Source organism: Pseudomonas sp. DR208 (assembly GCF_019823005.1).
GTDB classification, from domain to species: domain Bacteria; phylum Pseudomonadota; class Gammaproteobacteria; order Pseudomonadales; family Pseudomonadaceae; genus Aquipseudomonas; species Aquipseudomonas extremorientalis.
Genome location: NZ_CP081944.1, coordinates 1,192,272 through 1,205,751, shown reverse-complemented (window position 1 = coordinate 1,205,751; position 13,480 = coordinate 1,192,272). Strand labels below are relative to the sequence as shown.

General features: G+C 59.2%; 13 protein-coding genes. 3 read left to right on the top strand and 10 right to left on the bottom strand.

All coding sequences use genetic code 11. The features are described from left to right. Positions 1-48: 48 nt before the first annotated feature. From K5K89_RS05235 to rplM, 5 genes are all read right to left on the bottom strand, one after another. Positions 49-828 carry a cytochrome c1 gene (locus tag K5K89_RS05235; protein ID WP_071491123.1) on the bottom strand — a complete coding sequence of 260 codons (780 nt, stop codon included), beginning with the start codon at positions 826-828 and terminating at the stop codon, positions 49-51. Then, positions 828-2,039, bottom strand: coding sequence for a cytochrome b (locus K5K89_RS05230; protein ID WP_003171746.1), 1,212 nt, complete (start codon positions 2,037-2,039; stop codon positions 828-830). Before K5K89_RS05230 ends, K5K89_RS05235 begins: the two co-directional genes overlap by 1 nt. After that, a complete protein-coding gene (gene petA, locus K5K89_RS05225; protein ID WP_016976232.1) occupies positions 2,039-2,632 on the bottom strand; it encodes a ubiquinol-cytochrome c reductase iron-sulfur subunit in 594 nt (197 codons plus the stop codon). Before petA ends, K5K89_RS05230 begins: the two co-directional genes overlap by 1 nt. A 266-nt stretch (positions 2,633-2,898) precedes the next feature. Further along, entirely contained in the window at positions 2,899-3,291 is a 393-nt protein-coding gene (gene rpsI, locus K5K89_RS05220) for a 30S ribosomal protein S9 (RefSeq protein WP_002555064.1), read from the bottom strand. Between the two features lie 14 nt (positions 3,292-3,305). Then, positions 3,306-3,734, bottom strand: a complete 429-nt coding sequence (rplM, locus tag K5K89_RS05215) for a 50S ribosomal protein L13 (protein WP_003188508.1) — start codon at positions 3,732-3,734, stop codon at positions 3,306-3,308. 248 nt (positions 3,735-3,982) lie between these two features. On the opposite strand from rplM, the gene K5K89_RS05210 reads away from it, so the two are divergent. Then, positions 3,983-5,023, top strand: coding sequence for an NADP(H)-dependent aldo-keto reductase (locus tag K5K89_RS05210; protein ID WP_058423021.1), 1,041 nt, complete (start codon positions 3,983-3,985; stop codon positions 5,021-5,023). Between the two features lie 113 nt (positions 5,024-5,136). Here K5K89_RS05210 and K5K89_RS05205 read toward each other — a convergent pair whose 3' ends face one another. Beyond that, the gene (locus tag K5K89_RS05205; protein ID WP_222540985.1) at positions 5,137-6,273 is read right to left on the bottom strand and encodes an acyl-CoA dehydrogenase family protein; all 1,137 of its coding nucleotides are present in this window, start codon (positions 6,271-6,273) and stop codon (positions 5,137-5,139) included. A gap of 220 nt (positions 6,274-6,493) precedes the next feature. Here K5K89_RS05205 and K5K89_RS05200 point away from each other — a divergent pair, with 220 nt between their 5' ends. Then, positions 6,494-7,414: a GlxA family transcriptional regulator gene (locus tag K5K89_RS05200; protein WP_170856032.1), complete on the top strand. Its 921-nt coding sequence runs from the start codon at positions 6,494-6,496 to the stop codon at positions 7,412-7,414. Between the two features lie 68 nt (positions 7,415-7,482). Here K5K89_RS05200 and zapE read toward each other — a convergent pair whose 3' ends face one another. The 3 genes from zapE to K5K89_RS05185 form a co-directional block, all read right to left on the bottom strand. Continuing rightward, on the bottom strand, positions 7,483-8,577 hold the full coding sequence (gene zapE / locus K5K89_RS05195) for a cell division protein ZapE (protein ID WP_071491119.1): 1,095 nt from the start codon (positions 8,575-8,577) through the stop codon (positions 7,483-7,485). 79 nt (positions 8,578-8,656) lie between these two features. After that, positions 8,657-10,012 (bottom strand): tryptophan--tRNA ligase, encoded by a 1,356-nt coding sequence (locus tag K5K89_RS05190; protein WP_222540984.1) that lies wholly within the window; start codon positions 10,010-10,012, stop codon positions 8,657-8,659. A 24-nt stretch (positions 10,013-10,036) separates the two neighbouring features. Further along, a complete protein-coding gene (locus tag K5K89_RS05185) occupies positions 10,037-10,666 on the bottom strand; it encodes an alpha/beta hydrolase (RefSeq protein ID WP_071491117.1) in 630 nt (209 codons plus the stop codon). Between the two features lie 147 nt (positions 10,667-10,813). Between K5K89_RS05185 and K5K89_RS05180 the strand changes: the two genes are divergently transcribed. Continuing rightward, positions 10,814-11,251: a YhcB family protein gene (locus K5K89_RS05180; protein ID WP_003171734.1), complete on the top strand. Its 438-nt coding sequence runs from the start codon at positions 10,814-10,816 to the stop codon at positions 11,249-11,251. 478 nt (positions 11,252-11,729) lie between these two features. Here K5K89_RS05180 and K5K89_RS05175 read toward each other — a convergent pair whose 3' ends face one another. Then, positions 11,730-13,454, bottom strand: coding sequence for an ABC transporter ATP-binding protein/permease (locus K5K89_RS05175; RefSeq protein ID WP_222540983.1), 1,725 nt, complete (start codon positions 13,452-13,454; stop codon positions 11,730-11,732). Positions 13,455-13,480 lie beyond the last annotated feature (26 nt).

Genomic DNA, 13,480 nt, shown 5'->3' with positions numbered 1-13,480 from the left:
GAGATGCCGCTGGGCGCGCAAGATTAACAGCAATTGCTTACGGTTGGATCAATGCACATCCTTCCAGTATTCGCGTTTGAGCAGATAGGCGAATACGAAGAAGAACGCCAGGTACAGCAACACATAGGTACCGATGCGCTGATGCTGCAGTTTGACCGGGTTGGCCGAGTAGGCCAGGAAGGTCACAAGGTTCTTGACCTTCTCGTCGAACTGCTCGTCTGTCAACGAACCTGGGGTTTCTATCTTCAGTTGATCGCACGCTTCATGGGTCAAAGGTGTGCCGGTCAACGGATCGTATTGCTTCTTGCCGTCTTCAACGACCTGAATCTGCTTGCATCCTACCACTTGCTTGCCTTGCAGGCCGACCAGAACGTTAGGCATGCCGACGTTCGGGAACACACGGTTGTTCACGCCATAAGGGCGCGCCGGGTCTTCGTAGAAGGATTTCAGGTAGCCGTAGAGCCAGTCGGTGCCGCGTACACGTGCCACCAGGGTCAGGTCGGGCGGTGCCGCGCCGAACCAGGTCTTGGCGTCGGCGGGCTTCATGCCGATGGTCATGTGGTCGCCGATCTTGGCACCAGTGAACACCAGTTTCTCCAGCATCATTTCATGGGGGATACCGAGGTCATCGGCCACCCGCTCGTAACGCTGGAACTTGGCGCTGTGGCAGCCCATGCAGTAGTTGGCGAACGTACGCGCGCCGTCTTGCATGGCGGCCTTGTCAGACACGTCGATATCGACTTTTTCCAGCGCCGGGCCACCGTGCTCGGCGGCGAAGGACAGGAGCGGCAGCGCCGCAAGCATCAAAGCAACGAATAACTTTTTCATCAGCCAGTCACCCTTTCCGGAACCGGTTTGGTCTTCTCGAGCCGGGTGTAGAACGGCATCAGAATGAAGTAGGCGAAGTACAGGAAGGTGCAGACCTGCGACAGCAACGTACGCTCTGGGGTTGGCGCCAATACACCGAGGACGCCCAGGATGACGAAGGCAATGCAGAACACCCACAGCCAGATCTTGCTCAGCCAGCCCTTGTAGCGCATGGACTTGACCGGGCTACGGTCGAGCCAAGGCAACACGAACAGCACCGCGATGGCCGCGCCCATGGCGATCACGCCCATGAGTTTGTCGGGGATCGCGCGCAAGATCGCGTAGAACGGCGTGAAGTACCAGACCGGAGCAATGTGCTCGGGCGTCTTGAAGGCGTTGGCCTGTTCGAAGTTAGGCTTCTCCAGGAAATAACCGCCCATCTCCGGGAAAAAGAACACGATCGAGCAGAACACGAACAGGAACACCACCACACCGACAATGTCTTTCACGGTGTAGTAAGGGTGGAACGGGATGCCATCCAGCGGGATGCCGTTTTCGTCTTTGTGCTTCTTGATGTCCACGCCATCCGGGTTGTTGGAGCCGACCTCGTGCAACGCCAGGATGTGCAGCACCACCAGGCCCAGGATCACGATCGGCAGGGCCACAACGTGCAGGGCGAAGAAGCGGTTCAGGGTGATGCCGGAGATCAGGTAGTCACCCCGGATCCACTGGGTCAGGTCGTTGCCGATCACCGGGATCGCACCGAACAGCGAGATGATCACCTGCGCGCCCCAGTACGACATCTGGCCCCACGGCAGCAGGTAACCCATGAAGGCTTCGGCCATCAACGCCAGGTAGATCAGCATGCCGAACACCCACACCAGCTCACGCGGCTTCTGGTACGAGCCGTAGAGCAGGCCACGGAACATGTGCAGGTAGACGACGATGAAGAATGCCGAGGCGCCGGTGGAGTGCAGCAGACGCAGGATCGAGCCGTACTCGACGTCACGCATGATGTACTCGACGGAGGCGAACGCCTCTTCCGCCGACGGGGTGTAGCTCATCGTCAGCCACACACCGGTGACGATCTGGTTGACCAGCACCAGCAGGGCCAGGGAGCCGAAGAAATAGAAGAAGTTGAAGTTTTTCGGCGCGTAATATTTGCTGAGATGGTCTTCCCACATTTTAGTGGCGGGGAAGCGCGCATCCACCCAATCCATGAACTTGCTCATCACGCGTTCTCCTTATCGAGGCCAATGACAATGAGGTCGTCAGTTTCGTAGGTGTGCGGAGGAACCGGCAGGTTCAGGGGAGCAGGCTGGGATTTGTAGACGCGGCCAGCGAGGTCGTAGTGTGAGCCGTGGCAGGGGCAGAAATAACCGCCGACCCAATCCTTGCCCAGGTCGACAGGGGCCACTTCCGGGCGGAAGGTTGGCGAACACCCCAGGTGGGTACACAGACCGACCAGCAGCAGGATCTCTGGCTTGATCGAACGCACTTCGTTTTTGGCGTAGGCGGGCTGGTCGGACTTCTCGGATTTGGGGTCAGACAACTGGCCTTCGATCTTCTTGAGATTCCCCAGGATTTCCTCGGTACGACGAACAATGAACACCGGCTGGCCGCGCCACTCAGCAATCATCTGCTGGCCTGGCTCGATCTTGCTGATATTCACCTTCACCGGTGCACCTGCGGCTTTCGCCTTGGCACTGGGAAACCATGACCCCACGAACGGGACCGCAGCCCCCACCGCTCCTGCAGCACCCACCACGGATGTGGCTGCTACCAAGAAGCGACGCCGGCCTGCATTCACGCCGTCATTGCTCATTCAGTCCTCTCCCATCAGCTTTTTGGCCTGTTAAATCAGGCGTCTACTAAGTGTTGAATCTTTACTTATAAAAATTTTGCCGAATGGTAATGAAAAGCCCCACGTCTGACAAGGGAATTGCCCGGGGCTCAGCCTCCAGGCCTTGTAGTATAGGGGGTCTACGGATGTGGCAAGTTGTCACGGCGATTTTTCTGCATAAATCGCAGGCAATAAAAAACGCCCAGCTCCGTGAGGAGGCTGGGCGTTTTTGTGGAACGTAAAGCGAATTAACGCTTCGAGTACTGCGGACGCTTACGCGCTTTACGCAGACCGACTTTCTTACGTTCAACTTCACGAGCATCGCGAGTCACGAAGCCAGCTTTGCGCAGAGCGCCACGCAGGGTTTCGTCGTACTGCATCAGAGCGCGAGTGATACCGTGGCGGATTGCGCCAGCTTGACCACTTACACCGCCACCGATAACGGTGACGTAGATGTCGAACTTTTCAACGGTCTCGGTCAGTTCCAGCGGCTGACGAACTACCATGCGGGCAGTTTCGCGGCCGAAGAAGTTGTCCAGGGAGCGGTTGTTGATCGAGATGTTACCAGTACCCGGACGCAGGAAAACGCGAGCGGTTGCGGTTTTGCGACGGCCAGTGCCGTAATTTTGAGTCGCCGACATAATGAACTATTCCGTTAAAACTTCAGTTCTTGGGGCTGCTGAGCAGCATGAGGGTGTACAGCGCCCGCATAGACTTTCAGCTTGCGAAACATATCGCGACCCAGTGGGCCCTTAGGCAGCATGCCTTTGACCGCGATTTCGATCGGGGCTTCAGGCTTCTTGGCAATCAGGCCTTCGAAGTTGGAAGACTTGATACCGCCTGGGAAACCGGAGTGACGGTAGTACATTTTGTCGCTTGCTTTGTTGCCGGTTACACGAACCTGCTCAGCGTTGATGATCACGATGTAGTCACCGGTGTCAACGTGAGGGGTGTACTCAGGCTTGTGCTTGCCACGCAGACGGCTGGCGACTTCAGTGGCCAGACGACCCAGGGTCTGACCAGCGGCGTCGACGACAAACCAGTCGCGCTGAACTGTTTCCGGTTTTGCAGTAAAAGTTGTCATTCTTTAATAGCCTCAGGGGCCGCCCTGTAAATTAGACGGCGGATCTTACTGAATAGTGCGTACTTTGACAAGTCAAAGGCAGCCGGATACAGACGCTATCGGGGGCTCGGGTCGGCGCGTCCGTTCAACGGCAAGATTCTTCGGCAGGCGGCGCATCACTTCCACTGCAGAAAGAGGTGGGCAATTATGCAGATTGCGAAAAAAAATTCAACCTGCTTTTATGATTGTTTTCCCTGAAGGAGTACCCGATGGATTATCGACAGCTGGGCCGTACGGATCTGAACGTGAGCGCGATAGCCCTGGGCACCATGACCTGGGGCGAGCAGAACAGCGAGGCAGAGGCCTTCGCGCAGATCGAGCGGGCCAAGGGCGCGGGGATCAACTTCCTCGACACCGCTGAAATGTACCCGGTGCCGCCCAAGGCCGACACCTATGCCACCACCGAACGCTACATCGGTAATTACTTCAAGAGCCGTGGCGACCGTGCCGACTGGATCCTCGCCAGCAAGATCGCCGGCCCCGGCAACACTATCGATTACATCCGCGACGGCCACCTGCGCCACAACCGCAAGCACATCGTCGAAGCCCTGGACGCCAGCCTCAAGCGCCTGCAGACCGACTGGATCGACCTCTACCAACTGCACTGGCCGGAACGCAGTACCAACTTCTTCGGCCAACTGAGCTACAAGCACAAGGACGAAGACAACCTCACCCCGCTGGAAGAAACCCTCGAAGCGCTGGATGAGCAGGTGAAGGCCGGCAAGATCCGCCACATCGGCCTGTCCAACGAAACGCCGTGGGGCACCATGAAGTTCCTCGCCCTGGCCGAAGCCCGTGGCTGGCCGCGTGCGGTGTCGATCCAGAACCCCTACAACCTGCTCAACCGCAGCTTTGAAGTGGGCCTGGCGGAAGTCGCGATTCGCGAGCAATGCGGCCTGCTGGCGTATTCGCCCCTGGCGTTCGGCATGCTCAGCGGCAAATATGAGAATGGCGCCCGCCCAGCGAAAGCGCGACTGACGGAATACAGCCGCTTCAGCCGTTACTTCAACCCGCAGTCGGAAGCGGCATGCAGCCGCTACGTTGCACTGGCGCGGGAGCATGGGCTGGACCCGGCGCAGATGGCGCTGGCGTTTGTGACGCAGCAACCGTTCGTGACCAGCAACATCATTGGCGCGACAAGCCTGGAGCAACTGGACAGCAACATTGCCAGTGCGGATCTGAAACTGTCGAAAGAGGTATTGGAAGGGATTGAGGCGATTCAGAAGGATCACCCGAACCCAGCGCCTTGATTGATCTTAAGACCGCTATCGGGGGCAAGCCCCCTCCCACATTTTGATCTGTGAATACATTCAAGTGTGGGAGGGGGCTTGCCCCCGATTTGGCCATCAGCAGAACCGCCCAATCAAAGCGCCCGCGCAATGATCTCCTTCATGATCTCATTGGTCCCCGCATAAATCCGCTGCACCCGCGCATCCGCCCAGGCCCGGGCAATCGGGTATTCCCACATGAAGCCGTAGCCTCCGTGCAACTGCACGCACTCATCGAGCACCTTGCATTGCAGGTCGGTAGCCCAGTACTTGGCCATCGCCGCCGTGGGCACATCCAGCTTGCCTTCCAGGTGCAACGCCATGCACTTGTCGACAAACACACGGCCAATCTGAATCTCGGTCGCCATCTCCGCCAGCTTGAAGCGGGTGTTCTGGAAATCGGCAATCGCCTTACCGAACGCCTGGCGTTCACGGGTGTACGCCAGGGTCCACTCCAACGCCGCCTCGGCTGACGACAAAGCGCCAATCGCCACGGTCAACCGTTCCTGAGGCAGCTCCTGCATCAGATAGGCGAAGCCCATGCCGGTCTGGCCGAGCAGGTTTTCCTTGGGCACCCGCACATCCTGGAAGAACAGCTCCGAGGTGTCCTGGGCCTTCATGCCCACCTTCTCCAGGCGCTTGCCCTTGTCGAAGCCCGGCGTGTCGGCCTCCACCAGGAACAGGCTGGTGCCCTTGGCGCCGGCCTTGGGATCGGTCTTGGCGACCACGATGACCAACTCGGCCAGGTAGCCGTTGGTAATGAAGGTCTTGGAGCCGTTGATCACGTACTCATCGCCGTCCAGCACCGCCGTGGTCTTCACGCCTTGCAAGTCGGAACCGGCGCCCGGCTCGGTCATGGCAATCGCCGTGACCAGCTCGCCGGAGATCAACTTGGGCAGGTATTTGTGTTTCCGCGCTTCACTGCCGTAATGCAGGATATAAGGCGCCACAATGTCCGAATGCAGGGAAAAGCCGATGCCGGTCAGGCCCAGCCGGCTGATCTCTTCGATCACCACCGCACTGTATAAAAAGTCCGCGCCCAGCCCGCCATATTCTTCCGGCAGGTGAGAGCAGAGCATGCCCGCCTCCCCCGCCTTGCTCCACAAATTGCGGTCGATGTAGCCCTGTTTCTCCCATTGCCCATGGAACGGCGCGGCGTCCTTTTCGAGGAAGGTGCGCACGCTCTCGCGGAAGAGTTCGTGTTCCGGGCTGAACAAGGTTCTGGGAATCATGGGTCACCTGCATGGATTGTCGGACAAGAGCGAGCCCACAGAGACTATGCCGCGAAGGCAGCACGGGACACTGGACACATGCGACAAAAAATAAGACGATCCAGCCGTCTGGTGACCACTTTCCCCTATAAGAATAAATGAAATTATGTCTAACCAAATCTCCACGCCCTTGCGGCGCGTCAGCATTTTGGCCATTGATCGGGTATTCGCTTCCACCCTCATGCAAGCCAAGGATTTCTTCCACCTCGCCAGCCTGCGTTACGGCAAGCAACAAGGCCTGGGCCTGACGCCAGGGTTTGAAACACGCCTGGTCAGCCCCGATGGGCAATCGGTGTGCAGTTTCAGTGATGTGATCATGCCGGTGGACGGCGGCCTCGAAGACGCCGACATCATCGTGCTGCCGGCCTTCTGGGATGACTTCGACACCTTGTGCGCCCGCTACCCGCAAGTGCTGCCGTGGCTGCGCGAACAGCATGCACGCGGTGCTGTGTTGTGCGGCGAAGCCACCGGGGTATTCTGGCTGGCCGAAGCCGGCCTGCTCGATGGCAAGGAAGCGACCACCTACTGGCGTTTCTTCAATGCGTTCGGCGAACGTTTCCCCAAGGTCCAGCTCAACCAGGACAAGCACCTCACTGACGCCGACAACCTGTATTGCGCCGGCGGCACCACCTCGGCATGCGACCTCTACATCTACCTGATCGAACGCTTCTGTGGCGCCAACATCGCCCAGGCCGTGGCCCGCGATATCCTCTACGAAGTGCAGCGCAGCTATTCGCCAGGACGTATCGGGTTTGGCGGTCAGAAGCTGCACCAGGACGTGATCATCCTGCAGATCCAACACTGGCTCGAAGAGCATTTCGCCGACAAGTTCCGCTTCGAAGACGTCGCCCGGGAACACGGCATGAGCATCCGCAACTTCATGCGCCGCTTCCAGACCGCCACCGGCGACAAGCCGCTGCATTACCTGCAACGCCTGCGGATCGAGACGGCCAAGGGCCTGCTCTCGGGCAGCCGCAAGAGCATCAAGACCATCAGTTATGAGGTGGGTTACGACGATGCGAGTTTCTTTGCGCGGTTGTTCAGGCAGCACACTGAATTATCACCGAACCAGTATCGCCAGCAATTCCAGCAGGCTGCCTGAGTCAGAGCGTACACAAGGCAAATGTGGGAAGGGGCTTGCCCCCTCCCACAGTTTGATCTACATCGATCTTAGGGTTTGTGTCCGCGCGAGAGGAACTCGTGGGACTGCATTTCCAGCAAGCGGCTCAACGTGCGCTGGAACTCGAAGTTCAGGCGCCCGCCGGTATACAGGTCCTTGAGCTCGACTTCCGCCGAGATGATCAGCTTGACGTTACGGTCGTAGAATTCGTCGACCATGTTGATGAAACGTCGCGCGATGTCGTCGGTGGTGACGCTCATCTGTTCCACGCCGCTCAGGATCACCGCGTGGAAGATCTTGCCCAGCTCGATGTAGTCGTTCTGGCTGCGCGGGCCGTCGCACAGTTGGCGGAACTCGAACCAGGCCACGTCGTCGCAGGTGCGCAGCGCGATGATTTCGCGGTTCTCGATCACCAGCTTGTCGTTTTCCACCGCCTGGGTGCATTCCGGCGTGAGGGCGCGGAAGCTCTTTTTCAGGCTTTCGTGGGCCGCCTCATTGAGCGGGAAGTGGAACAGCTCCGCTTGTTCCAGGTGACGCAGACGGTAGTCGACGCCGCTGTCGACGTTGACGATCTCGGTATGCTGCTTGATCAGCGCAATGGCCGGCAGGAAGCGTGCGCGTTGCAGGCCGTCCTTGTACAAACCGTCGGGCACGATGTTCGAGGTGGCGACCAGGGTCACGCCGTTCTTGAACAGCTCTTCCATCAGGGTGCCGAGGATCATGGCGTCCGTGATGTCGGAGACGAAGAACTCATCGAAGCAGATCACCCGCGCTTCTTCGGAGAAACGCTTGGCGATGATGGTCAGCGGGTTTTTCTCGCCCGGCAGGGTCTTCATCTCTTCGTGCACGCGCTTCATGAAGCGGTGAAAGTGCGTCCGGACCTTTTCCTTGAACGGCAGCGCTTCGAAAAAGGTGTCCACCAGGTAGGTCTTGCCCCGGCCCACGCCACCCCAGAAGTACAGGCCCTTGACCGGCGTGTGGTCTTTCTTGCCAAACAGCTTGCTGAACATCCCTGGCTTGCTTTGCGAGGCCGCGAGCAGGTCATCGTACAGGCGCTGCAGATGACGCACCGCCGTTTCCTGGGCCGCGTCATGGAAGAATTCAGGGCGTTTCAGATCAGCTTGATATCGTTCTAGGGGCGTCATAATTTCGTTAGCAAGGCAACAAAAACGGGCCGTCACTGTAACGACGGCCCTGGATAATGGCAATCAACCCTTGGTCGGGTTAATCCTCGAGGGGGGTCAACGCAACGCGCAGGGCGGCGATGGCGGCATCACGCGATGCCTCGTCGGCGAACTCGGCGCTATCGGCCACAGCGGCACCGTCCAGCCATACGCTGAAACCCAGTGCCTCGGTGCGCAGGTCCAGCGCGTCGCCGCTTTGCAGTTGCTTGGTCACGGCACCGGCCGCCTTGCCGTCGGCAAAGTTGCGCGACAGCAACAGTTGCTTGCCATCTGCGGCCAGCAGACGGAAGCGGAAGCTACCGTCGTCTTCGCGAAAACTCACGAAGCGCGCGGCTTTCGCCGCCTTCTTCTTGGCGGCGACCGGTGCCGCAGCCTGGTTGACAAACGAACGCAGGCCCACCGCTTCACGCAGTTCAGCCAGGAACGGCGCCGCCACGGCACGGGCCTTCTTGGCGCCGATCAGCAGCAGGTCTTCCATGTCAGAAGGGCGCGACATCAGTTGATGGTAACGCTCGCGGGCTTCACCCAACTGGCCGTCCAGCAGGTGGAACAGGCGGTTCTTCGCCTCGCCCCAACCCAGGCCTTGCAACAGTTCGGCACGGAATTCTTCTTCCTGCGCCTTGGTCGCAAACGCCTGGTACAGGGTGAACAGGTGCGAATTGTCCGGGTCCTTGGCTTCGCCCGGGGCGCGGGAGTCGGTGACGATCCGCGAAATGGCGTCCTTCATGTCCTTGGCGCTGGTGAACAATGGGATGGTGTTGTCGTAGCTTTTCGACATCTTGCGGCCATCCAGGCCCGGCAAGGTGGCGACGCTTTCTTCGATCAACGCCTCGGGCATGGTGAAGAATTCTTTACCGTTGCCGAACAGGTGGTTGAAGCGCTGGCCGATATCACGGGCCATTTCCACGTGCTGGATCTGGTCGCGCCCCACCGGCACTTTGTGTGCGTTGAACATCAGGATGTCCGCCGCCATCAGCACCGGGTAGCTGTACAGGCCCATGCTGATGCCCGCATCCGGGTCTTCGCCGGCTTCCACGTTCTTGTCCACCGAGGCCTTGTACGCGTGGGCGCGGTTGAGCAGGCCCTTGGCGGCCACGCAGGTCAGCAGCCAGGTCAGCTCGGGGATTTCCGGGATGTCCGACTGGCGATAGAACGTCACCCGGTTCACATCCAGGCCACCGGCCAGCCAGGTCGCGGCGATTTCCATGCGCGAGCGCTGGATGCGCTGCGGGTCATCGCATTTGATCAGGGCGTGGTAGTCGGCCAGGAAGTAGAAAGAGTCGGCATTGGCGTCCTGGCTGGCGAGGATCGCCGGGCGAATCGCACCGGCATAGTTGCCCAGGTGCGGCGTGCCGGTGGTGGTGATGCCGGTGAGGATACGGGTACGAGTCGTCATGGGTAATCGCTTATCAGACTGCTATCAATTCGAGAGGCGCGGCAGCACCAGATCCTTCAGATCGGTGAGCTTGCCGTGAAAAAAGTGTCCGCATTCTGCCACTTTCAGCAGCTCATGGGGGCGATTCAAGGCGGCGGACCAGTCGTAGACGATCTGCGGGTCGACCACTTCGTCGGTTTCCGGCTGGATAAGGGTCAGTGGGCAGGCCTGGGGCAGCTGGTCGCTGTCACGCAGGCGCATCACCGCGGCGGCAACCATGAACAGGTGCGAGAGTTTTTCGCCCTTGGCCTCCAGGCGGCCACCCAGGCTCGCGGCCACGTAGCCTCCGAAGGAAAACCCGAGCAAGGTGATCGGCAGGTCGGGGTGTTTTTCCCGCAACCAGGTAGCAGCCGCTTCAGCATCGTCCACTTCACCGGTGCTCATGTCGTGGGTGCCGGCACTCGCGCCGACGCCACGGTAATTGAAACGCAAGGTGATCAAACCGGCATCGCGGGCGGTGCGTTGCAAGGTCGATACAACTTTATTGAGCATGGTCCCGCCCTGCACCGGGTTAGGGTGACAGATCAGCGCCAGGCCACGTGGCTCGGGGTGATCCAGGTACAGGGCTTCCAATTGGCCTACCGGGCCATCGATCAAAACGGGGGTTTCACGCATGAGCAAGGAATGAACTCCGTGACCTCTCAAAGGGTCGACTCGTCTAGCTAAAAGTCTGTGCTTGGCATGATTGCGAGCTTAATCGCGGTATACAGCGCAGGTTTGAGCCGTTAACGTAAAGCAAAGCCGTTTATAGAGGAAGGACTCGTGGAACACTCGCTCTTAGTTTGGTTGTTGCCGACTCTTGCCCTGGTTGCCGGTGTCGCCATTGGTTTCCTGGTTGCTCGCTTGCTGCCGAATGCCGCGCCTAACCGCACGCAGCGTCAGCTGGATGATATCCAGGAACGTTTTGACAGTTATCAGAACGAGGTTGTTACCCACTTCAACAGCACCGCGACCCTGGTCAAGAAGCTCACCCAGAGCTACCAGGAAGTACAGGATCATCTCGCCGATGGCGCCAACCGCCTCGCCCTCGACGACATCACCCGCCAGCGCCTGCTGGCCGCGTTGCATTCCGATGCACCGCAAACCCCACGGGAGCGCCTGACCCCACCGCGGGAAAACCAGGAGCCGCCACGGGACTACGCGCCAAAAACGCCGAACGCCCCTGGCATGCTGGATGAGCATTACGGTTTGAAGAAGTAAGTCGTCTTCAAGTATAAAAAAGCCCGGCTGATCAATGATCAGCCGGGCTTTTTTTGGGGTCTACCTGCTCGACTGGAATCGCTGCCGGCCGCTAAAAACGGGGCTTAAATCATAGCCTGGTCAACGACTCGTGGCTGGACCTGTGATTGCAAGCGTCCTGCTTGTTCATCAGATGAATCACCGACGTTGCCAGTCGAGCCAGTGAATTCACGACACTGGCCGCAACCGGCCCGGTGCAACCGCTCATGCACCCGCTGCTTTTCTCTTCGGTGGCCATTGCACGGGTAGGCTCAGGCTGGGGAGCGGCTGAAGGTGTGGCACTCTGGGCGGTAGCCGCGTAATAGGAAGGCTGGGTGGTTGAAAAAGCATTCACCGAATTCATAAAAAACCTCTGGATCAGTAGGAAAAATAGGGGATCCCCCCACCCCTTGAGTGAGTGTCCTCCCCAAAACGGTTCCTTTTCTGACCCGGCCTCACATCATACTGGGACTTGTTCCTGCAACTGCCCCCCCTCGATCCGCACATGCCGTCCATGGAAGCGCTTGAGGCTGCTGCGATGGCCGACGCTGACGATGCTCAGCCCCGGCAACTCATCGATCAACGCCTGATACAAGGTCGCCTCATCCTCTTCGTCCATGGCCGACGTCGCTTCGTCCATGTACAGCCATTGCGGCGCGAACAGCAACGCGCGGGCAAAGGCCAGGCGTTGCTGTTCGCCCGGCGAAAGCATGCGCTGCCAGTGGTTGGCTTCCTCCAGTCGGTCGATCAGATGGGGCAGGCGACAGGTTTCCAGGACCTGTGCATAACGTTCTGCCGGGTAGACGCTGTCGTCCTGTGGATAACTCAACACCGCCTTCAACGTGCCAATCGGCAAGTAGGGTTTCTGCGGCAGGAACAGATAGCGCTCGGCCGGCAGGCGAATATTGCCGTGACCGTTGGGCCACAGGTTGCCCATGGCCCGCAGCAACGTCGACTTGCCGCTGCCGGAGCGACCGCTGAGCATCAGGCGCTCGCCCTCGGCAACGGTCAGGTCGGCGCCTTGCAGCAGGTGACGGCCGTCGGCCAGGTCCAGGTTCAGGTCCTTGACCTGCAAACCTGCGCCCTGATGCTGCAAGCCAATGCCCATGGTGCGGGTTTCGTTGTCTTGCATGGCCTGGCCGAAACTCAGCAGACGATCACAGGTGGCGCGCCAACTGGCCAGCAACGTATAGGCGTCGACAAACCAACTGAGGCTGCCCTGCACGCTGCCGAACGCCTGGGCCACCTGCATCAGCACGCCCAGTTCGATCTTGCCGGCGAAGTAACGCGGCGCCGCCACCACAAAAGGAAAGATGATCGCGATCTGCGAGTAACCGCTGGTAAAGAAACTCAGACGCTTCTTGAGCTGCATGATGCTCCAGAAGTTGCTCCATACCCGTCCGAAACGCGCGCTCAATTGATGGTGTTCGTTAGGCTCACCGTTGAACAGCGCGATGCTTTCCGCGTTCTCCCGCACCCGCACCAGGCTGAAACGCAGGTCCGCCTCAAAGCGTTGTTGACGATTGCTCAAGCCGATCAGTTTTCGACCAATCAAGTGCGTCAACCAGCTACCGATCACCGCATACACCAGGGCGGCCCAGAACATGTAGCCGGGAATGGTGAAGCCCCACACTTCGATGCTGCCGGACACGCCCCACAGGATCACCGAGAACGACACCAGGCTCACCAGGTTGCTGATAAAGCCCAGCCCCAGGGTCAGGGTGCTGGCGGTAAATGCATTGAGGTCTTCGGAAATACGCTGGTCGGGGTTATCGGTGTAACCGCCGTATTCCAGGTGGTAGTAATTCTTGTGGCCCAGCCATTGGGCAAAGTAGCGTTCCGTCAGCCAGCGGCGCCAGCGGATGGTGAGCATCTGTTGCAGATAGGACGTGAACACGCCGGTCACAATCGCCACCACCGCAATCACGCTGAAGTACATCAGCAGGTGGGTAAAAGCGTCGTAGTCCTTGTGCTCCAGCGCGTTGTAGAAATCGCGGTTCCAACTGTTGAACCACACCGATACGGCGACGCTGAACAGCGAAAGCCCCAGCACCACCAACAGCAGCAGCCAGGCGATGCCCTTCTCTTCACTGCGCCAGTAGGGCGTAATCAACCCCCACACCCGCCGTAGGAATTGCCCACGCACCGCGTCGTTGACCGCGGAATACTCAGCGTTCTGATTCATTGTTTCGCTCGGCGCAGTAGTGTGAA